The organism is Streptomyces sp. NPDC037288, assembly GCF_055603265.1.
In genome coordinates, this window is the sequence record NZ_JBVJVY010000016.1 from 18,716 (window position 1) to 42,727 (window position 24,012).

The window sequence follows — 24,012 nt, forward strand, 5'->3', positions numbered from 1 at the left end:
GGGCGGGCAACACCGATGATGAACGAAGACAAGCTCCGGGAGTACCTCAAGCGGGCCACCACCGACCTGCGCCAGGCCCGGCGGCGCGTACGCGAGCTGGAGGCCCGCGACCAGGAGCCGATCGCCATCGTGGGCATGAGCTGCCGGTTCCCCGGCGGCGTCGGATCCCCCGAGGAGCTGTGGCGGCTGCTGGCCGAGGGCACCGACGCCATCTCGCAGTTCCCCGAGGACCGCGGCTGGGACGTCGACGCGCTCTACGACCCCGACCCCGAGCGGCCCGGCAAGGTCTACACCCGGCAGGGCGGCTTCCTCCGCGACGCGACGGACTTCGACGCGGACTTCTTCGGGATCTCGCCGCGCGAGGCGCTGGCCATGGACCCGCAGCAGCGGCTGCTGCTGGAGACCGCCTGGGAGGCCTTCGAACATGCGGGCATCGACCCCGCCACCCTCAAGGGCAGCCGCACCGGCGTCTTCGCCGGCCTGATGTACCACGACTACGGCTTCACACCCGGCGTCCTCCCCGAAGGCGTCGAGGGGCTGATGAGCACCGGCAACTCCGGCAGCGTCGCCTCCGGGCGCATCGCCTACACCTTCGGCTTCGAGGGCCCCGCGGTCACCGTCGACACCGCCTGCTCGTCCTCGCTCGTCGCCCTGCACCTCGCCGTGCAGGCACTGCGGGGCGGCGAGTGCTCCATGGCGCTCGCCGGCGGCGTGACGGTCATGGCGGGCCCGAGCGCCTTCGTCGAGTTCAGCCGCCAGCGCGGACTCGCCCCCGACGGCCGCTGCAAGTCCTTCGCGGCGGCGGCGGACGGCGCGTCCTGGTCCGAGGGCGCCGGCCTGCTGCTCGTGGAGCGGCTGCGGGACGCCCGCCGGCTCGGCCACAAGGTGCTCGCGGTCGTCCGCAGCAGCGCCGTCAACCAGGACGGCGCGTCCAACGGCCTGACCGCGCCCAACGGCCCCTCACAGCAGCGCGTCATCCTCGAAGCGCTGGCCGGCGCCCGGCTCTCCGCCGAGGAGGTCGACGCCGTCGAAGCACACGGCACGGGCACCAACCTCGGCGACCCGATCGAGGCGCAGGCGCTGCTGGCGACCTATGGACAGGAGCGCGAACGGCCGCTCCTGCTCGGCTCGCTGAAGTCCAACCTCGGCCACACGCAGGCCGCGGCGGGCGTCGCCGGGGTGATGAAGATGGTGCTGGCGATGCGGCACGGGGTGCTGCCGAAGACGCTTCACGTGGACCGGCCGACCCCGCAGGTCGACTGGTCGGCCGGCTCGGTCGAGCTGCTGACCGAGGCGATCGCCTGGCCGGAGACGGACCACCCTCGCCGGGCCGGGATCTCGTCGTTCGGGATCAGCGGCACCAACGCGCACGTCATCCTCGAGGAGGCGCCCGAACCGGAGGCGGTGGACCCGGACGACGACACGACGGAAGGCGAGGGCCCCGCCGGGGAACTGTTGTGGGCCCGGACCACGGTGGTGCCGTGGGTGCTCTCCGCGAAGACCGGGGAAGCGCTGCGAGAACAGGCACAACGACTGCTGTCGTCCGCGGACCTCGCGGCCGTGTCACCGGCCGACGTGGGGTTCTCGCTGGCGGCCACCCGTTCGGCGCTGGAGCACCGGGCGGCGGTCGTCGGCGCCGACTCAGAAGAGCTGCGCGCGGGCCTGACCGCGCTCGCAGCGGGCGAGCCCGCGGCGCAGGTCGTGACGGGGCGCGCCACGGCCGACCGGGGCAGGGTCGGGTTCCTGTTCTCGGGTCAGGGGTCGCAGCGGCTGGGGATGGGGCGCGAACTCTACGACGCCTTCCCGGTGTTCGCGGCGGCGTACGACGAGGTGTGTGCGCTTTTGGACGTCCCGGTCGACGTCGATGCGGAATCGCTTCATCAGACGGGTTCGACGCAGCCGGCGTTGTTCGCCGTCGAGGTGGCGTTGTTCCGGTTGCTGGAGTCGTGGGGTGTGCGGCCGGACTGTGTGGCCGGTCACTCGGTCGGTGAGATCGCTGCTGCTCATGTGGCGGGTGTGTTGTCGCTGGAGGATGCGGCGAAGCTGGTGTCGGCGCGTGCCGCGTTGATGCAGGCGTTGCCCGCGGGCGGGGCGATGGTGGCGGTCCAGGCGACCGAGGACGAGGTGCTGCCGTACCTCACCGAGGGCGTCGGTATCGCGGCGATCAACGGCCCTGAGTCGGTTGTGGTTTCCGGCGCCGAGGATGCCGTGTTGGAGATCGCCGGAGTCTTCGCTCAACAGGGCCGCAAAACCTCCCGGTTGAAGGTCAGCCACGCGTTCCACTCGCCGTTGATGGAACCGATGCTGGAGGAGTTCGCCGAGGTCGTCCGCGGGCTGGTCTTCAACGAGCCGCGGATTCCCGTCGTTTCGAACCTCACCGGCCGCCTGGCCGAGCCGTACACGCCCGAGTACTGGGTCCGGCACGTCCGTGAGGCGGTCCGTTTCGCCGACGGCGTGCGGACCCTGCACGAGCTGGGCGTGACCACGTTCGTGGAGATCGGCCCCGGCGGCGTGCTGAGCGCCCTCGCCCAGGGCTGCATCGACGACGCGGACATCGTCACCGTGCCCGCTCTGCGCACCGAACGCCCCGAACCCCAGGCGCTCACTCTCGCCGTCGGGCAGTTGCACGCGCACGGTGTCTCCCCGGACTGGCAGGTGCTGTTCCCGGGCGCCCAGCGTGTCGACCTGCCCACGTACGCCTTCCAGCGCGAACGCTACTGGCTCGAAGGCACGGCCGCGCTCGACGTCTCCTCGGCGGGCCTGGACTCCTTCGGCCACGCCCTGCTCGGCGCGGTGGTGGAGACCGCCGGGGCGCAGGACGCGCTGTTCACCGGCCGGCTGTCCCCGGCCGACCTGCCGTGGACCGCGGAACACACGGTCGGCGGCGTGCCGGTGCTCCCGGTCGCCGCGTTCGTGGAACTCGCCCTGTCCGCGGGACGGCAGGCCGGGTTCCCGCACCTGGAACAGCTGGACGTGGACGCCCCGCTGCTTCTGGTCGAACAGGGCGCCGTCCGCATCCAGGTGCAGGTCGGTGCGGGCGACGACCCCGACCGGCGCCGGGTGCGCGTCTTCAGCCGGCCCGCCGCAGGCGGCGCCCGCGAGCCGTGGGTGTGTCACGCCACCGGAGAGCTCACCCGGAACGCTCCGGCGCCGGAGTTCGACATGATGATCTGGCCGCCGACGGGTGCCGAACCCGTGGACGTCGAGGACCGTCCGGGCCTGCGCGCCGCCTGGCGCGCCGGGGAAGAGCTGTACGCCGAGGCCGCACTGCCTGTCACGGAGCGGAACCGGGCGGACCGCTACGCCCTGCACCCCGTCCTGCTGGACACTGCCCTCGGCATGCCGGCGTCGGTCCGCGCCACAGACCCCGGCGAGGTGCTCATGCCCTGTGCCTGGAGCGGCGTGTCCGTGCACACTCCGGGGTCCGCGGCCGTACGCATACGCATCCGGCCCGCCGGCGACGACGCGGTGGCGATCGAACTGTCCGATACCGACGGCTCTCCCGTCGCCTCGGTCGCGTCCGTCCGGACGCGGACGATGTCCCCGCAGCAGGTGCTGGCCTCGCACATGGCGCGCCAGGACTGGATGTTCGACGTCGACTGGGTCGAACACACCGCGGCTTCCGCTCCCGCCCCCGAAGCCGAGTGGGCGGTCCTCGGCAACGAGGGTTCCCATGCCGACATCGACGCGCTCCGCAGGGCAGTCGACGACGGTGCGGCCACCCCTGCCCACGTCCTCCTGCCCTGCGCCCCGAGCCAGGGCGATGCCGCCGCGGCGACGCGCGCACTGCTGGCCGGTGTGCTGTCGGCCGTCCAGGAGTGGGTCACCGACGAGCGGTTCTCCGACACGCGGCTCGTGGTGATGACGCGCGGAGCCGCATCGCTGGACGGCGCGGCCGTGGACCTCGCGCATGCCGCGGTCTCCGGTCTGGTGAAGTCGGCCCAGACCGAGCACCCGGACCGGCTTCTGCTCGTCGACGCGGACGACTCGGTCACGAACGGCGGCATCGCCCCGGCGCTCGCCGCTGCGCTCGCCGCTCTGGACGAGCCGCAGGCCGCGGTGCGCGACGGCAAGCTGTATGTGCCGCGCCTCGCCCGGATCACCCAGCCCGAGGAGCCCACCCATCACGCGTGGGCCCCGGAGGGGACCGTGCTGCTCACCGGCGCGACCGGTGGCCTCGGACGGTCGCTCGCGCGGCACCTCGTCGCCGAACGCGGCGCACGCAGGCTGCTGCTGGCCAGTCGCCGCGGCCCCGCGGCCGAAGGCGTCGGCGAACTCGTCGCCGCCCTCTCCGAGCTGGGCGCGCACGTCGACGTGGCCGCCTGTGACATCGCGGACCGGGACGCCCTGGCGGAACTGCTGGCCTCGGTCCCGGCCGAACACCCGCTCGTGGCCGTGGTGCACGCGGCGGCGGCCCTGGACGACGGCGTGGTCACCGCCCTGACCCCGGAGCGCCTGGACACCGTCCTGCGGCCGAAGGCCGACGGGGCGCTGCACCTGCACGAGCTGACCCGGGACTTGGACCTCTCGGCGTTCGTGCTCTTCTCCTCCCTGGCCGGAGTCCTGGGCAGCGCCGGCGCGGCGAGCTACGCCGCTGCGAACGCCTTCCTGGACGGGCTGGCGCGGCAGCGCCGGGCCGCGGGCCTGCCCGGCACCTCGCTGGCGTGGGGCCTGTGGACGGACAACGGCGGGATGGGCGACCGGATCACCGACGCCGACCGGAGCCGGATGGGGCGGGCCGGAGTCGTGCCGTTCACCCCGGCGGAGGGGCTGGCCCTGTTCGACGCCGCCCTCACCGTGGACCGGCCGGGGATCGTGCCGGTCCGGCTGGACGTTCCAGGACTGCGCGCCATGGCCCGCGCAGGCATGCTGCCCGCCGTCTTCCGCGACCTCGTGGGCAGCGCCGGCCCCGCGGCCGGCGAGGCCACGGCCGCGGCGCCCCCCGCCCTGGCCCGCCGCCTCGCCGGGATGCCGGAGGCCGACCAGGAGAAGGCCCTGCTGGACCTGGTGCGCAACCAGGCTGCCGCCGCCCTCGGCCACGCCACCGCCGCCCGCATCGAGCCCACCACGGCCTTCCGGGACATCGGCTTCGACTCCCTGACCGCCGTGGAACTCCGCAACCGGCTCAGGGCCGCGACCGGGCTCCGGCTCAAGCCCACCCTCGTCTTCGACCATCCCAACCCCGTCGCGATCGCCCGGCTCCTGCACAAGGACCTGGTCCTCGACCTCGCCGCCGAGGCCCCGCCCGTGCTCGACGAACTCGACCGGCTGGAAGCGCAACTCGCCGCGCTCGCCCCGCAGGACGCGTTGCGGGACAAGGTCACCGCCCGGCTCAAGGCGCTGCTCTGGAAGTGGACCGACACCCATCAGGACGCCCCGGCGAACGCCACCGACGCCGGCCCCGGCACCGACCGCGACTTCGACCTCGACCGGATCGACGGCGCCACCGACGACGAGATGTTCGACCTCATCGACCAAGAGCTCGGGTCTCGCTGACTCTTCTCACGCACTGCTACCGAGGACGTAAAACATGTCGAACGACGACAAGCTCAGGGACTACCTCAAGCGCGTGATGGTGGACCTGCGCCAGACCCGCAGGCAGCTGGGTGAGCTGGAGGCGAAGGACACCGAGCCCATCGCCATCGTCGGGATGGCCTGCCGCTACCCGGGCGGCGTTGCCTCGCCCGAAGACCTGTGGCGGCTGGTCTCCTCGGGCGGCGACGGCGTGTCCGAGTTCCCCGCCGACCGCGGCTGGGACGTGGACACGCTGTACGACCCCGAGCCCGGGCGGACGGGCCACACATACGTGCGCGAGGGCGGCTTCCTCCACGACGCCGGCGAGTTCGACCCCGCGTTCTTCGGGATCTCCCCCCGCGAGGCCCTGGTCATGGACCCGCAGCAGCGGCTGCTCCTGCAGACCTCCTGGGAGGCCTTCGAACGCGCGGGCATCGACCCCGCCACCGCACGCGGCACCCGGGCCGGCGTGTTCGTCGGCACCAACGGCCAGGACCACGCCTACCTCCAGCGGCAGGGCGACAGCGACGTCGAGGCCCACCTCGTCACCGCGAACACCGCCGCCGTGGTCTCCGGCCGCATCTCCTACGCCCTCGGCCTCGAAGGCCCTGCGGTCACCGTCGACACGGCCTGCTCGTCCTCGCTGGTGGCGCTCCACCTGGCCGCCCAGGCGCTGCGCCGCGGCGAGTGCTCGCTCGCTCTGGCCGGCGGCGTGACCGTGATGGCCACGCCGCACACCTTCCTCGCGTTCAGCGCGCAGCGCGGCCTGTCGCCCGACGGCCGCTGCCGCGCGTTCTCCTCGACCGCCGACGGCACGGGCATGTCCGAAGGCGTCGGCGTGCTCCTGCTGGAGAGACTGTCCGACGCCCGCCGCCTCGGCCACCATGTGCTCGCCGTCATCCGCGGCAGCGCCGTCAACCAGGACGGCGCCTCCAACGGCCTCACGGCCCCGAACGGCCCGTCGCAGGAGCGCGTGATCCGGCAGGCGCTGGAGAACGCGCGCCTGACCGCCTCCCAGATCGACGCGGTCGAGGCGCACGGCACGGCCACCACCCTCGGCGACCCGATCGAGGCGGAGGCGCTCCTCGCCACGTACGGCCAGGAACACTCGGGGGACCGGCCGCTGTGGCTGGGATCCATCAAGTCCAACATCGGTCACACGCAGGCGGCTTCCGGCGTCGCCGGTGTGATCAAGATGGTGATGGCCATCCGCAACGGCGTCCTGCCGCAGACACTGCACGTGGACGAGCCGACCCCGCAGGTCGACTGGTCGGCGGGCGGCGTCAGGCTGCTGACCGAGGCGGTCCAGTGGCCCGAGTCGGACCACCCCCGCCGCGCCGCCGTCTCGTCCTTCGGCGTCAGCGGCACGAACGCGCACACGATCATCGAACAGGCCCCGGCCCTCGACGAGGAGCCCGCCCCCGGGACGGCCGCCCAGGGACCGGTCCCGTGGGTGCTCTCGGCGAAGAGCGACGCGGCGCTGCGCGCCCAGGCGGAACGCCTGCTCTCCTTCCTGGAGGACGCCCGGAGCGACGGGAGCGGCCCCGGCCGCTCGTCGGCCGACATCGGCTTCTCCCTCGCCACGACGCGCACCGCCTGGGACCGCCGGGCGGCCGTCGTCGGCGAGAACCTGGAGGAACTCACCGAAGGCGTACGGGCCCTGGCGTCCGGCACCCCGTCAGCGGCCGTCGTCCAGAACGCGGCCCGCCTCGGCGACAGGACCGGGTTCCTGTTCTCCGGCCAGGGGTCGCAGCGGCTGGGGATGGGGCGCGAACTCTACGACGTCTTCCCGGTGTTCGCGGCGGCGTACGACGAGGTGTGTGCGCTTTTGGACGCGCCGGTCGATGTCGACTCGGAGCGGCTCAACCAGACGGGTTGCACCCAGCCGGCGTTGTTCGCCGTCGAGGTGGCGTTGTTCCGGTTGCTGGAGTCCTGGGGGGTGCGGCCGGACTATGTGGCCGGTCACTCGGTCGGCGAGATCGCGGCTGCTCATGTGGCGGGTGTGCTGTCCCTCGAGGACGCGGCGAAGCTGGTGTCGGCGCGTGCCGCGCTGATGCAGGCGCTGCCCGCCGGCGGGGCGATGGTGGCGGTCCAGGCCACCGAGGACGAGATCTTGCCGCACCTGGGCGACGGCGTCGGCATCGCGGCGATCAACGGCCCGCGGTCCGTTGTCGTCTCCGGCGCCGAAGACGCGGTCACGGCGATTGCCGATGTCTTCGCCGGTCAGGGTCGTAAGACGTCCCGTCTGAAGGTCAGTCACGCGTTCCATTCGCCGTTGATGGACCCGATGCTGGAGGAGTTCGCCGAGGTCGTCAGCGGTCTGGTCTTCAACGAGCCGCGGATCCCGGTGGTCTCCAACCTCACCGGCCGCCTGGTCGAGTCGTACACACCCGAGTACTGGGTGCGGCATGTCCGTGAGGCGGTCCGTTTCGCCGACGGCGTGCGGACCCTGCACGAGCTGGGGGTGACCTCGTTCGTGGAGATCGGTCCCGGCGGTGTCCTCAGCGGCATGGCGCAGGGCTGTGTGGACGACATCGGCACCATCCCCGTACTCCGGGCCGACCGCCCGGAACCGCAGGCCGTCGTCACCGCGCTCGCCGAACTGCACGTGCACGGCGTCTCCCCGGACTGGCAGGCCCTCTTCCCCGGCGCCCGCCGAGTCGACCTGCCCACCTACGCCTTCCAGCAGCAGCGCTACTGGCTGGAGGCCCCCGAGGCCGAGACGGCCGCCGTGGACGCGGCCGACGCCGACTTCTGGGCCAGCGTGGAGCGCGAGGACGCCGAGTCCCTCGCCGCCACGCTGGAGCTGAGCCCCGACGAACTGGCCGTCGTGGTACCGAAGTTGTCCGCCTGGCGGCGTCGGCGGCGCGAGCAGTCCGTCGTGGACGGCTGGCGCTACCAGCTGGCCTGGCAGCCGCTGAACGGTGTGTCCGCCGGCGAGCTCTCCGGCAGCACCTGGCTGTTCGCCGCGCCCGAGGGCGACGAGTGGGCCGCGACGGTCCGCGCGGCCCTCGCCGGACGCGGCGCGCACCTGATCCCGCTGACGGTCGGCGCCGACGCCGACCGCGCGTCCCTGGCCGGCGAGCTGACCCGGGCCGCGGCCGAAGCCGGATCGCCCGACGGCGTCCTGTCCCTGCTCGCGACCGACGAGACCGCCTCGCCCGGGCACCCCGCGCTCTCCCAGGGCCTCGCCCAGACCGTGGCCCTGGCCCAGGCACTGGGCGACGCGGGCGTCGACGCGCCGCTGTGGTGCGCCACCCGTGGCGCGGCCGCCACCGGCCGCGCCGACGACGCACCGCTCAGCGCGGTGCAGAACCAGGTGTGGGGCCTCGGCCGCGCCCTGGCCCTGGAGCATCCCAGGCGCTGGGGCGGCCTGATCGACCTGCCCACGGCCGTCGACGACCGCGCCGCCGGCCGTATCGCCGCCGTCCTGTGCCAGAGCACCGACATGGCCGAGGACCAGGTCGCCGTCCGCGCCTCCGGCGTGTTCACCGCCCGGCTCGCCCACACCCGAAGCGGTGCCGGCCGGCCGTGGTCGCCGCGCGGCACGGTGCTGATCACCGGTGGTACGGGTGCGCTGGGCGGGCACGTCGCCCGCTGGCTCGCCGGCGCCGGTGCCGAACACCTGGTGCTCGCCGGCCGACGCGGTGCCGACGCGCCCGGCGCGACCGCGCTCAAGGCCGAACTGGAGGAGCTGGGAGCGCACGTCACCCTCGCCGTGTGCGACGTCGCCGACCGCGACGCGGTGGCGGCGCTGCTCGCCGAGCACACCTTCACCTCCGTCTTCCACGCCGCGGGCGTGGAACAGTTCGCGCCCTTCGACGAGTTGACGCCGACGGACTTCGCCCGCACGGTGGCGGCGAAGACCCGCGGAGCCGCGCATCTGGACGAACTGCTCGGCGACCGCGAGCTGGACGCCTTCGTCCTCTTCTCCTCGATCGCCGGGGTGTGGGGCAGCGGACTGCAGACCGCCTACGCGGCCGGCAACGCCTTTCTCGACGGGCTCGCCGCCGGGCGGAGGGCCCGGGGCCTGACCGCCACCGCGATCGCCTGGGGCCCCTGGGCCGACGGCGGTATGGTCACCGACGCCGACGAGGAGCACCTGCGCCGCCGCGGCGTCGTCACCCTGCCCGCCGCACTCGCCGTGACCGCGGTCCAGCGCGCCCTGGACTGCGACGACACCGCGGTCGTCGTGGCCGACATCGACTGGGAACGGTTCATCGGACCCTTCACCCTGGGCCGCCCGAGCGCCCTGCTGTCCGAGCTGCCCGAGGTGCTCGGCGCCGGCACCGGCGCACCGGCCGACGCCGCCACCGGCGCCGCGCCCCTGGCGGCCCGGCTCGCCGGACTGCCCCAGGCCGAGCGCACGCAGACCCTGATCGACCTGGTCCGCGCGCACGTCGCGGCCGTCCTGGGCCACTCCTCGGCGGCGGAGGTCGAGCCCGACCGGGCTTTCAAGGACCTCGGCTTCGACTCCCTGACCGCCGTCGAACTGCGCAACAAGGTCAACTCGGCGACCGGCCTCGCGCTGCCGCCCACGCTGGTCTTCGACTACCCGAACGCCACGGCGCTCGCCCGCTTCGTGCAGGGCGAACTGTTCGGATCGCTGACCGCCGCGCCGCAGGAGCAGCACGCGGCCGCCGTCGACGACGAGCCCATCGCCATCGTGGCGATGAGCTGCCACCTGCCCGGCGGCGTCGACTCGCCCGAGGCCCTCTGGGACCTGGTGACGTCCGGCGGCGACGCCATCTCCGAGTTCCCGTCGAACCGCGGCTGGGACGTCGGGGCCCTGTACGACCCCGACCCCGACCGACCCGGCACGACGTACGCCCGCGACGGCGGATTCCTCCACGGTGCCACCGACTTCGACGCCGGCTTCTTCGGGATCTCGCCGCGCGAGGCCCTGGCGATGGACCCGCAGCAGCGCCTCCTGCTGGAGACCTCGTGGGAGGCCTTCGAGCGGGCCGGGATCGCCCCCGCGCAGCTGCGCGGCAGCCGGACCGGCGTGTTCGTCGGCATGGCCTACCAGGGCTACGGAGCCGATGTGCGTCGCACGCCGGAAGGCGTCGAAGGGCACCGGCTCGTCGGCGGAGCGTCCAGTGTCGTCTCCGGCCGGGTGGCCTACACCTTCGGCCTCGAAGGTCCCGCCGTCACGATCGACACGGCCTGCTCGTCGTCCCTGGTCGCCCTGCACCTGGCCATGCAGTCGCTGCGGAGCGGCGAGTGCACGATGGCCCTGGCCGGCGGCGTCACCGTCATGGCCAGCCCGAACGTCTTCGTGGAGTTCAGCCGCCAGCGCGGCCTGTCGCCCGACGGCCGCTGCAGGGCGTTCGGCGCGGACGCGGACGGCACCGGCTGGGCGGAGGGCGTGGGCGTCGTGCTCGTGGAGCGGCTGTCCGACGCCGTGCGCAACGGCCACGAGGTCCTGGCCGTGGTGCGGGGCAGCGCGGTCAACCAGGACGGCGCGTCCAACGGCCTGACCGCGCCGAACGGCCCCGCACAGCAGCGGGTGATCCGCCAGGCGCTGGCCTCGGCCGGGCTCGCCCCGGGCGACGTGGACGCCGTAGAGGCGCACGGCACGGGTACGACGCTGGGCGACCCGATCGAGGCGCAGGCACTGATCGCCACGTACGGGCAGGAGCGGCCGGAGGACCGGCCGCTGTGGCTGGGCTCGCTGAAGTCCAACATCGGCCACACCCAGGCCGCGGCAGGCGTCGCCGGTGTGATCAAGATGGTCATGGCGATGCGCCACGGGATCCTGCCGCGGACCCTGCACGCGGGTGAGCCGACGCCGCACGTGGACTGGTCGGCCGGTGAGGTCCGGCTCCTGACCGAGGCCGTCGCATGGCCCGAGTCGGACCGCCCACGCCGCGCCGCGGTCTCGTCCTTCGGGGTCAGCGGCACCAACGCCCACACCATCATCGAGCAGGCCCCTGCCACGCCGGAGCCGCCCTCCACACCCGACTCCGGCGCGCTCGTGCCGTGGGTGCTGTCGGGCAGGGGCGAGCCGGCGCTGCGCGCACAGGCGGCCCGGCTGGCCGGCCACCTCGACGCGAACGACGGCTGGACTGCTTCCGACGTCGGCCTCTCCCTGGCCTCCCGCGAGACGTTCGAGGACCGCGCGGTGCTCCTGGCCCAGGGCCCGGACCAGCTCCGGCAAGCCCTCACCGCCCTCGCCGCCGGCGAACCGGCGGCGAACGTGACGCTGGGACGTGCCCGCTCCGAGGGCAAGGTCGGCTTCCTGTTCTCGGGTCAGGGTTCGCAGCGGATCGGTATGGGGCGTGAGTTGTACGAGGCGTTCCCCGCCTTCGCCGATGCGTACGACGAGGTGTGTGCGCGCCTGGAGGCGCCCGTCGATGTCGACTCGGAGGACTTGAACCAGACCGGTTGCACCCAGCCCGCGCTCTTCGCGGTCGAGGTGGCGCTGTTCCGCCTCCTCGAATCCTGGGGCGTGCGGCCGGACTATGTGGCCGGTCACTCGGTGGGTGAGATCGCTGCCGCGCACGTGGCGGGTGTGTTGTCACTGGATGATGCGGCGAAGCTGGTGTCGGCGCGTGCCGCGCTGATGCAGGCGTTGCCCGCGGGCGGCGCGATGGTGGCGGTCCAGGCGACCGAGGACGAGGTGCTGCCGCATCTCACCGAGGGCGTCGGTATCGCGGCGGTCAACGGCCCCCAGTCGGTCGTGGTCTCCGGTGCGGAGGACGTGGTCGTCGCCATCGGTGAGGTCTTCCGGGAGCAGGGTCGTAAGGCGTCCCGGCTGAGGGTCAGTCACGCGTTCCATTCGCCGTTGATGGATCCGATGCTGGAGGAGTTCGCCGGGGTCGTCAGTGGTCTGGTCTTCAACGAGCCGCGGATTCCCGTCGTTTCGAACCTGACCGGCCGCCTGGCCGAGCCGTACACGCCCGAGTACTGGGTCCGGCACGTGCGCGAAGCGGTTCGCTTCGCCGACGGCATCGGGACCCTCGGCGACCTGGGCGTGACCTCGTTCGTGGAGATCGGTCCCGGCGGTGTCCTCAGCGCCCTGGCGCAGGCCTGCGCGGACGACATCGTCACCGTCCCGGTACTCCGAGCCGACCGCCCCGAGCAGCAGGCCCTCCTCACCGCGCTCGCCGAACTGCACGTGCACGGCGTCTCCCCGGACTGGCAGGCGCTCTTCCCCGGCGCTCACCGCGTCACCCTGCCCACCTACGCCTTCCAGCGCGAGCGCTTCTGGCTGGTAGGTGACGAGGACCCGGCCACCGCCGGCACCCCGGCCGACGCGGCGGACTCCGGCTTCTGGGACAGCGTCGAGCGCGAGGACGCGGAGTCCCTCGCCGCGACCCTGGGCGTCGGCACGGACGCCTCGCTGAGCGCGCTCCTGCCCCGGCTGTCCGCGTGGCGCCGTCAGCGCCGCGAGCAGTCCGTGGTCGACGGCTGGCGCTACCGCGTCACGTGGAAGCCGCTCGGCGCGCTCCCGCAGCCCGGCGCGTCCGGGACCTGGCTGCTCGTCGTGGCCGGGGAGAGCGAGTGGACCACCTCGGTCCGCACCGCGCTCGGCGGGCGCGGTCTGGAACCGGTGACGCTCGTCGCAGGGCCCGGCACCGACCGCGGGACACTGGCTCGCGAGCTGGCCGGCGTCGGCCCGGTGACCGGCGTGCTGTCCCTGCTCGCCGAGGACGAAAGTGTCTCGGTCGGCCACCCCGGCCTGTCGCACGGCCTCGCCGCGACCCTCTGCCTGGTGCAGGCGCTCGGCGACGCGGGTGTCGACGCGCCGCTGTGGTGCGCCACGCGCGGCGCGGTGGCCACCGGCCGCTCCGACCGCGTGGACCGCCCGCTGCAGGCGCAGGTGTGGGGCTTCGGCCGGGCGGCGGCGCTGGAGTATCCGCAGCGCTGGGGCGGACTGCTCGACCTCCCTGATCTGCTGGACGCCCGGACCGCGGCCCGGGTGGCCGCCGTCCTCGCCCAGACGGCCGAGGACCAGGTGGCGGTCCGCGCCTCGGGCGTCTTCGGGCGCCGGCTCGTCCGCGCCGCCCGCGCCACCGGCCCCGCCCAGGGGTGGTCGCCGCGCGGCACGGTGCTGATCACCGGTGGTACGGGTGCGCTGGGCGGGCACGTCGCCCGCTGGCTCGCCGGCGCGGGTGCGGAGCACCTGGTGCTCACCAGCCGCCGCGGCCCCGCGGCGCCCGGTGCCGCGGAGCTCGTCGCGGAGCTGGAAGGGCTCGGCGCTGCCGCGACCGTCGTGGCCTGTGACGCGGCCGACCGGGACGCCCTGCGGGCCCTGCTGGCCGAACACCCCGTCAACGCCGTCGTCCACGCCGCGGGCGTCGGCGACCACGTCATGATCGAGGACTCCGACCCGGCCGGGTTCGCCGGCACGGTGGCGGCCAAGGCCGCGGGTGCCACGCACCTGGACGAACTGCTGGCCGGTCAGGAGCTCGACGCGTTCGTCATGTTCTCCTCGGGCGCCGGCATCTGGGGCGGCGCGAGCCAAGGTGCCTACGCGGCGGCCAACGCCTACCTGGACGCCCTCGCCGAGTACCGGCGGGCCCGCGGGCGCACCGCGCTCGCCGTCTCCTGGGGCGGCTGGGCCGAGGGCGGCATGGCCGGCGTCGGCGACGGAGAGGAGATGCTGCGCCGCCGTGGCCTGCCGCCGATGCGGCCCGCTCTCGCGGTCTCCGCGCTCCAGCAGGCGCTGGCCGACGGTGAGACCGCCCTCACCGTCGCGGACTTCGACTGGGAGCGGTTCATCGGCCCGTTCACCGTCAGCCGCCCCAGCGCCCTGCTCTCCGACGTGCCCGAGGCGCGCCGCGCCCTGGAGGCCCCGGCCTCCGGCGGCGCCGAAGCCGGCAACGCGCTCGCCGCGAAGCTGACCGGGCTGCCGGCGGGCGAGCAGGACCGCACGCTGGTGGACCTCGTCCGCACGCACGCCGCCGCGGTGCTCGGCCACGACGGCGCCGCGGCGGTGGAGCCCGGCCGGGCGTTCAACGACCTCGGCTTCGACTCGCTCACCGCCGTCGAACTGCGCAACAGGCTCACGGCCGACACCGGCCTGAAGCTGCCCACCACGCTGGTCTTCGACTACCCGAACGCCACGGCCCTGGCCCGGTTCCTGCGCGCCGAACTGCTCGGTTCGCAGGCCGCCGCGCGGCAGGAGCAGCACACGGCCGCCGCCGGCGACGAGCCCATCGCCATCGTGGCCATGAGCTGCCGCCTCCCCGGCGGCGTCGGCTCGCCCGAGGACCTGTGGCAGCTCGTGACGTCCGGCGGCGACGCGATCGCCGGCTTCCCCGAGGACCGCGGCTGGGACGTCGAGGACCTCTACGACCCCGACCCGGGCACCCCGGGCAAGACGTACGCGCGCGACGGCGGCTTCCTCTACGACGCGGGCGACTTCGACGCCGCCCTGTTCGGGATCTCGCCGCGCGAGGCGCTGGCGATGGACCCCCAGCAGCGCCTGCTGCTGGAGGCCTCGTGGGAGGTGTTCGAGCGGGCCGGCATCGACCCGGCCTCCCTCAAGGGCAGCCGCACGGGCGTGTTCGTCGGCATGTCCTACCAGGGCTACGGCGCAGGCCTCCCGCAGGTCCCCGAGGGCGTCGAGGGCCACCTGCTCACCGGCAGCGCCGCGAGCGTCGTCTCCGGGCGCGTGGCCTACTCGTTCGGCCTGGAGGGCCCCGCCGTCACCGTCGACACGGCGTGCTCGTCGTCGCTGGTCGCCCTGCACCTGGCCATCCAGTCGCTGCGCAGCGGCGAGAGCACGATGGCCGTCGCGGGCGGTGTGAACGTCATGGCCGTACCGGCCGCGTTCGTGGAGTTCAGCCGGCAGCGCGGGTTGTCCGCCGACGGCCGCTGCAAGGCGTTCGGCGCCGGCGCGGACGGCACCGGCTGGGCGGAGGGCGTGGGCGTCGTGCTCGTGGAGCGCCTCAGCGACGCCGTGCGCAACGGCCACGAGGTCCTCGCGGTCGTACGGGGCAGCGCGGTCAACCAGGACGGCGCGTCCAACGGCCTGACCGCGCCGAACGGCCCCGCACAGCAGCGGGTCATCCGGCAGGCCCTGGCCTCCGCCGGGCTCACCGCCGCCGATGTCGACGCGGTGGAGGCCCACGGCACGGGCACCGCTCTGGGCGACCCGATCGAGGCCCAGGCACTGATCGCCACGTACGGTCAGCAGCGGCCGGAGTACCGGCCGCTGTGGCTGGGCTCGCTGAAGTCCAACATCGGACACGCCCAGGCGGCGTCCGGCGTCGCCGGTGTGATCAAGATGGTGATGGCGATGCGCCACGGGGTCCTGCCGCGGACCCTGCACGCCGATGAGCCGACGCCGCACGTGGACTGGTCGGCGGGCGCGGTGCGGCTGCTGACCGAGGCCGTCGACTGGCCGGAGACGGACCGCCCGCGCCGGGCCGCCGTGTCGTCCTTCGGCGTCAGCGGCACCAACGCCCACACGGTCATCGAACAGGCCCCGCCGGCCGAACGGGCCGCCGTCGCACCGGTCGAGGTCGCCTCGGCGACCGTGCCGTGGGTGCTGTCCGGCACGTCCGAGGCCGCGCTGCGCGCCCAGGCCGAGCGCCTGCTGTCCCTCACCGCCGACGACACCGAACCGTCCGTCACCGACGTCGGCTTCTCGCAGGCCACCACCCGCGCCGCCCTGGAGCACCGCGCCGCCGTGGTCGGTGCCGACCGCGGCCGGATCGCCGAGGGCCTGCGGGCCCTCGCCTCCGGGACGACCGCTCCCGGCGTCGTCCTCGGCCGCGCCGACGCCGGCCAGGTCGGGTTCCTGTTCTCCGGGCAGGGCTCGCAGCGCATCGGCATGGGGCGGGAACTGTACGAGGCGTTCCCGGTCTTCGCGGAGGCGTACGACGAGGTGTGCGCCCACCTCGCCCGGCACCTCGCCCGGCCGCTTCGGGACGTGGCCTTCGGTGAGAACGGTCACGAGGACGGCGAGGAGCTGAACCGCACCGCCTTCACCCAGCCCGCGCTGTTCGCGCACGAGGTCGCCGTCCACCGGCTGCTGGAGTCGTGGGGTGTGCGGCCGGACTACCTGGCCGGGCACTCCGTGGGCGAGATCGCGGCCGCGCACATGGCCGGGGCCCTGTCGCTGGAGGACGCGGCCGCACTCGTGACGGCTCGTGCCGCACTGATGCAGGCCCTGCCCGCCGGTGGGGCGATGATCGCCGTCCAGGCCACCGAGGACGAGGTGCTGCCACACCTCACCGACGACGCCGGCATCGCGGCGGTCAACGGCCCGCGGTCCGTCGTGGTCTCCGGAGCCGAGGACGCCGTAGCGGCCGTCGCGGACGTCTTCGCCCGACAGGGCCGCAAGACCTCCCGGCTCACCGTGAGCCACGCGTTCCACTCGCCGCTGATGGACCCCGTGCTGGAGGACTTCGCCCGCGTCGTCGGCGGTCTGCGCTTCGAGACGCCCCGGATCCCGGTCGTCTCGAACCTCACCGGTGAGCTCATCGACGCCTACACGGCGGACTACTGGGTCCGGCACGTCCGCGAGGCCGTGCGCTTCGCCGACGGCATCCGGACCCTGGGCGGGCTGGGCGTGACCACGTTCGTGGAGACCGGCCCCGGCGCGGTGCTGAGCGCCATGGCTCAGGGCTGCCTGGACGGCGCGGTCACCGTCCCCTCCACACGGTCCGGCAGCCCCGAGCCCGAGGCGATCACCGGCGCCGTCGCGCAACTCCACGTGCACGGCGTCCCCGTCGACTGGCAGGCGTTCTTCGCCGGCCGCGGCGCCCGGCGCACCGACCTGCCCACCTACGCCTTCCAGCACCAGCGGTACTGGCTTCAGGCCACCGCGCCCACGGCCGCCGCCGTCGTGGGGACCGACACCGTGGAGGCCGGGTTCTGGGAGACGGTGGAGCGCGAGGACGCCCACTCCCTCGCCGCCACCCTCGACCTGCCCGCCGAGCAGCTGGACGCGGTGCTGCCCCGGCTGTCCGCGTGGCGCCGGCAGCAGCGCCGGGAGTCCGTCGTGGAAGGCTGGTCCTACCGCACGGGCTGGAAGCCCCTCAGCGGCCTCCGGGCCCACGAACTGCCCGGCGACTGGCTGTTCCTGGCCACCGAGGACACCGAGGCCGTCCAGTGGACCGCCGCCGTCGCCGACGGGCTCGCCGCCCGCGGGGCCCGGCTGGTCCGGGTGGCGGTCGACCCGGCCGCCGACCGCGGCGCACTGCTGCGGCAGCTCGGCGACGCCGTCCGTGAGAGCCCGGTCGACGGCGTGATCTCCCTGCTCGGCACCGACGAGCGGCCCCACCCCGTACACCCGGCCCTCTCCGTCGGCACCGCGCTGTCCCTCGCGCTCGTCCAGGCCCTGGGCGACGCGGGCGTCGACGCCCCGCTGTGGGCGCTGACCAGGTCCGCCATGTCCACCGGCCGCGCGGACGCGGTGCCGAACGCCGCCCAGAACGCCGTCTGGGGCCTGGGCCGGGTGGCGGCGCTGGAGCACGCGCCGCGCTGGGGCGGTCTGATCGACCTCCCGGACACGGTCGACGACCGGGTCGCCGGCCGCCTCGCCGCGGTGCTCGGCCAGTCGGCCGAGGACCAGGTCGCGATCCGCGACCGCGGAGTGTTCGGCCGCAGGCTCTCCCACACCGCCGCCCGCCGGAACACGCGGGCCGGGCAGCGGTGGTCGCCGCGCGGCACCGTCCTGATCACCGGTGGTACGGGTGCGCTGGGCGGGCACGTCGCCCGCTGGCTCGCCGGTGCCGGAGCCGAACACCTGCTGCTCACCAGCCGCCGAGGCCTCGACGCGCCGGGTGCGGCGGGTCTCGTCGCGGAGCTGGAGGCGACGGGTGTCCATGTCACCGTCGCCGCGTGCGACGTCGCCGACCGTGAGGCGCTCGCCGCGCTGCTCGCCGAGCACCCGGTGAACGCCGTCGTCCACACGGCGGGCGTGGACCACCTGGACCCACTGGAGGCCATGACGCCGGGCGCCTTCGCCGACGTGCTGTCCGCCAAGGCAGCCGGCGCCCTGCACCTCGACGCGCTCCTCACCGGCCGGGAACTCGACGCCTTCGTCCTCTTCTCGTCCATCGCCGGTGTGTGGGGCAGCGGCCACCAGGCCGCCTACGCGGCGGCCAACGCCCTGCTCGACGGGCTCGCCGAACGCCGCCGGGCCCAGGGCCTGCCCGCGACCGCCGTGGCCTGGGGCCCGTGGGCGGGCGGCGGCATGGCCGAGGGCGACGGCGCGGACGAACGACTGCGCCGCCGCGGCCTGATCCCGATGCCCGCCGCGCTCGCCGTGGCCGGCCTCCGGCAGGCGCTGGACTCCGGCGAGGCGACCACCACGGTGGCCGACGTCGACTGGGAGCGGTTCCTGCCCCCGTTCACCGTGGGCCGCCCGAGCGCCCTGCTCGGCGCCCTCCCGGAGGCCGAGCGGATCCTCCTCGCGGGCAGCACCGCCGGCCGGCCCGGCACGGCCGCCGCCTCGCCCCTGACCGGCCGCCTCACCGGGATGCCCGAGACCGAGCAGCACACGCTGCTGGTCGACCTCGTCCGCACGCACGCGGCGGCCGTCCTCGGCCACAGCGCCGCCGGCGAGGTCGAGGCCGACCGGGCCTTCAAGGACCTCGGCTTCGACTCCCTGACCGCCGTCGAACTGCGCAACAGGCTCAACGCCGAGACCGGCCTCGCACTGCCCCCCACCCTGGTCTTCGACCACCCCAACGCCCGGGAACTCGCCCGGCAGCTGCGCACCGAACTCACCGGCCGCACCGCTACGGCAGCACCGGAGACGGCCGCCGCACCCGCCGAGGACGACGACCCCATCGCGATCGTCGGTATGGCGTGCCGGTATCCGGGGGGTGTGCGTTCGCCGGAGGACCTGTGGCGGCTGGTGGCCTCCGGTGGTGACGCGGTCGGCGAGTTCCCGGCGGACCGCGGCTGGGACGTGGAGGACATCTATGACCCGGACCCCGAGGCGCCGGGGAAGACGTACACGCGTCGTGGTGGATTCCTGTACGAGGCGGGGGAGTTCGACGCCGGGTTCTTCGGGATCAGTCCGCGTGAGGCCGTGGCGATGGATCCGCAGCAGCGTCTGCTGCTGGAGACCACGTGGGAGACGTTCGAGCGGGCGGGTATCGACGCGGAGTCGGTGCGCGGCAGCCGTACCGGAGTCTTCGTCGGCTCCGGCTACCAGGACTACGCCGCCCAGGCCTTCCACGCGATCGACGACTCCGAGGGCTTCTTCGGCACGGGCAACTCCGCGAGCATCATGTCCGGCCGCATCGCCTACACCCTCGGTCTGGAAGGACCGGCGGTCACCGTCGACACCGCGTGCTCGTCGTCGCTCGTGGCCCTGCACTGGGCGGTCCAGGCCCTCCGCAACGGCGAGTGCTCCATGGCGCTGGCCGGCGGCGTGATGGTCATGTCCACCCCGCGGGCGTTCGTGGAGTTCAGCCGGCAGCGCGGGCTGTCCGCCGACGGCCGCTGCAAGGCGTTCGGCGCCGGCGCGGACGGGACCGGCTGGTCCGAGGGCGTCGGCATGCTCCTGGTGGAGCGGCTGTCCGACGCCGTGCGCAACGGGCACCAGGTGCTGGCCGTCGTCCGCGGCAGCGCCGTCAACCAGGACGGCGCGTCCAACGGCCTGACCGCGCCGAACGGCCCCGCACAGCAGCGGGTGATCCGCCAGGCCCTCACTTCCGCGGGCCTCACCGCCGCCGATGTCGACGCGGTGGAGGCGCACGGTACGGGGACGAGGCTGGGTGACCCGATCGAGGCACAGGCCCTTCTCGCCACGTATGGCCGGGAGCGTCCCGAAGGACAGCCGCTGTGGCTGGGCTCGCTGAAGTCCAACATCGGCCACGCCCAAGCCGCCGCGGGTGTCGGCGGCATCATCAAGATGGTGATGGCCATGCGCCACGGGGTCCTGCCGCGGACCCTGCACGCCGATGAGCCGACGCCGCACGTGGACTGGTCGGCGGGCGACGTCCGGCTGCTGACCGAGGCCGTCGACTGGCCGGAGACGGACCGCCCGCGCCGGGCCGCCGTGTCGTCCTTCGGCGTCAGCGGCACCAACGCCCACACGATCATCGAACAGGCCCCGCCCGCCCCGGCCGAAGAGGCCACCCACGCCCCGGCCCCGGCCCTCCTGCCGTGGGTGCTCTCCGCCAAGAGCAGCGCTGCGCTGCGCGACCAGGCACGACGGCTGCTGGCCTTCGTGCAGGACGGCACGTCACCGGCCGATGTCGGCTTCTCGCTGGCCACCACCCGGAGCGCGATGCGCCACAGGGCGGCCGTCATCGGCGAGAGCAGTGACGACTTCCGCCGCGAACTGGGCTGCCTGGCCGCCGGAACGCCGTCCCCCGGAGTCGTCCAGGGCCGGACGGGAGGCAAGGTCGGCTTCCTGTTCTCGGGTCAGGGTTCGCAGCGGATCGGTATGGGGCGTGAGTTGTACGAGGCGTTCCCGGTCTTCGCCGATGCGTACGACGAGGTGTGTGCGCGCCTGGAGGCGCCCGTCGATGTCGACTCGGAGGACTTGAACCAGACCGGTTGCACCCAGCCCGCGCTCTTCGCGGTCGAGGTGGCGCTGTTCCGCCTCCTCGAATCCTGGGGGGTGCGGCCGGACTATGTGGCCGGTCACTCGGTGGGTGAGATCGCTGCCGCGCACGTGGCGGGTGTGTTGTCACTGGATGATGCGGCGAAGCTGGTGTCGGCGCGTGCCGCGTTGATGCAGGCGTTGCCCGCGGGCGGGGCGATGGTGGCGGTCCAGGCCACGGAAGACGAGGTGCTGCCGCACCTGACTGAAGAGGTCGGTATCGCGGCGGTCAACGGGCCTCGGTCCGTCGTGGTCTCCGGTGCCGAGGATGCCGTGCTGGAGATCGCCGAGGCCTTCACGCAACAGGGCCGTAAGGTCTCGCGGTTGAGGGTCAGCCACGCGTTCCACTCGCCGTTGATGGATCCGATGCTGGAGGAGTTCGCCGAGGTCGTCAGCGGTCTGGTGTTCAACGAGCCGCGGATTCCCGTCGTTTCGAACCTCACTGGCCGCCTGGCCGAGCCGTACACGCCTGAGTACTGGGTCCGGCACGTCCGTGAGGCGGTCCGTTTCGCCGACGGCGTGCGGACCCTGCACGAGCTGGGGGTGACTTCGTTCGTGGAGATCGGTCCCGGCGGTGTCCTCAGCGGAATGGCGCAGGCCTGCGTGGACGACATCGTCACCGTCCCCGTACTCCGGGCCGACCGCCCGGAACCCCAGGCGCTCACCACCGCGTACGCCCAACTGCACGTCAGCGGCGCCGAAGTGGACTGGCACGCCTTCTTCCCGGGCGCCCGGCGCGTCACCCTGCCGACCTACGCCTTCCAGCGCGAGCGCTACTGGCTCGACGCCCCGGAAACCGCTGCCGCCACGGCGGCGGACCCCGTGGACGCGGAGTTCTGGGCGACCGTGGAGCGTGAGGACCTGCAGGCCCTCGCCGAGACCCTGCACATCGGGGCAGGGGACGCCTTCAGCGACGTGCTGCCGAGGCTGTCGTCGTGGCGGCGGCAGCGCAAGGAGCAGTCCACCGTGGACGGCTGGCGCTACGGCGTCACCTGGAAGGGGATACCCGACCCCGCCCCGGACGGCCCTGCCCGCAACGGCATATGGCTGGTTCCGGTCAGCGCCGCGCAACTCGGCGACGACTGGGTCACCGCCTGCCTCCGCGGGCTGACCGGACGGGGCCTGGCCCCGCTGCCGGTTCCGGTCGAGCCGGCCACCGGCCGTGCGGACCTGACCGCGCAGCTCGCCCGAGCGGCCGGTGACGAGACCGTGGCGGGCGTCCTGTCGCTGCTAGCCCTCGAAGGCGAGGCCGCCCAGGCGACCGCCGCACTGACCGCCGGCGTCGCGCTGTCCGTGCTGCTCGTCCAGGCCCTGGGCGACGCGGGCATCGGCGCCCCGCTGTGGTGCGCGACCCGGAACGCGGTGGGCGTGAGCCCCGCCGACAGGGTGGCGGACCCGTACCAGTCCCAGGTCTGGGGCCTGGGCCGGGTGGCGGCGCTGGAGCACGCGCCGCGCTGGGGCGGTCTGATCGACCTCCCGGACACGGTCGACGACCGGGTCGCCGGCCGCCTCGCCGCGGTGCTCGGCCAGTCGGCCGAGGACCAGGTCGCGATCCGCGACCGCGGAGTGTTCGGCCGCAGGCTCTCCCACACCGCCGCCCGCCGGAACACGCGGGCCGGGCAGCGGTGGTCGCCGCGCGGCACCGTCCTGATCACCGGTGGTACGGGTGCGCTGGGCGGGCACGTCGCCCGCTGGCTCGCCGGTGCCGGAGCCGAACACCTGCTGCTCACCAGCCGCCGGGGCCCCGACGCCCCCGGCGCCGCCCGACTCAAGACCGAGCTGGAGGAGGCGGGCGTGCGCGTGACCGTCGCCGCCTGTGACGTGGCGGACCGCGAGGCGCTGGCCGCGCTGCTCGCAGAGCACCCGGTGAGCGCCGTCGTCCACACGGCCGGCACCGCCGAAGCGGGCATGCTCGCCGAGACGAGCCTCGGCGACTTCGCGGCGACGGTCGCCGCGAAGGCCCTCGGGGCCGTACACCTCCACGAACTGCTCGGCGACCAGGAGCTGGACGCCTTCGTCCTCTTCTCCTCCGTCTCCGGCGTCTGGGGAGGCGGCGGTCAGGCCGCGTACTCGGCCGCGAACGCCTTCCTCGACGGCCTGGCGCAGCACCGGCGGGCCCGGGGCCTCGCCGCGACCGCGATCGCCTGGGGCCCCTGGGGCGAGGGCGGCATGGTCGCCGACGCCGGGGACGAGGAGCGGCTGCGGCAGCGCGGCCTGACCGTGCTGCGGCCGGACCGGGCGATCTCCGCGCTGCACGGTGCGCTGAGCGGCGGGGACGGCACGCTCACCGTGGCGGACGTGGACTGGGAGCGGTTCGCCGTCCCGTTCACCGTCAGCAGGCCGAGCGCGCTGCTGAGCGACCTGCCCGAGGTCAGGGACGCGCTCGCGGCGGAGCCCGCCGAGCGGGCCGCGGAGCCGTCCGCGCTGAAGGAGAAGCTGTCCGGGCTGGCCGAAGGCGAACAGCAACGCCTGCTCGTGGACACGGTGTGCGCGCACGCGGCGGCCGTACTCGGCCACAGCGGCTCCGCGGCGGTCGAACCGGACCTGGCGTTCCGGGACCTCGGCTTCGACTCCCTGACCGCGGTGGAACTGCGCAACCTGCTCACGGCCGACACCGGCCTGACCCTGCCCGCGACACTGGTCTTCGACCACCCGACGCCCGAGGCGATCGCCCGCCACCTGTGGAGCGAACTCGCCGGCGAGACGGGTCCGGACGAGGTGTCGGTCTTCAGCGAGCTCGACCGTCTGGAGTCGGTGATCTCGACGGCCGCCTCCGCCGAGGAGACGGTCCGGTCAGGGGTGCGCAGGCGGCTGCAGGAACTGCTGTCCCTGGTCAACTCCACCGCAGAGCAAGGTGCGGAATCCGCCGACGCGCAGCGGCAGCTGCAGGACGCGACGGTCGACGACATCTTCGATCTGATCGATCAAGATCTAGAAAATTCCTAGTTCTTGGCGCTCTACCTTTAACGACAGCC

Annotated in this window: 2 protein-coding genes; both read left to right on the forward strand. The window is 74.1% G+C overall.

What is annotated here, in order from left to right:
* Positions 1 to 15 precede the first annotated feature (15 nt).
* Complete coding sequence (locus ACZ7GZ_RS19760; RefSeq protein ID WP_471025722.1) at positions 16 to 5,496, forward strand: SDR family NAD(P)-dependent oxidoreductase; 5,481 nt, start codon at positions 16 to 18, stop codon at positions 5,494 to 5,496.
* A gap of 34 nt (positions 5,497 to 5,530) precedes the next feature.
* Positions 5,531 to 23,983 (forward strand): type I polyketide synthase, encoded by an 18,453-nt coding sequence (locus tag ACZ7GZ_RS19765; RefSeq protein ID WP_471025724.1) that lies wholly within the window; start codon positions 5,531 to 5,533, stop codon positions 23,981 to 23,983.
* Positions 23,984 to 24,012 lie beyond the last annotated feature (29 nt).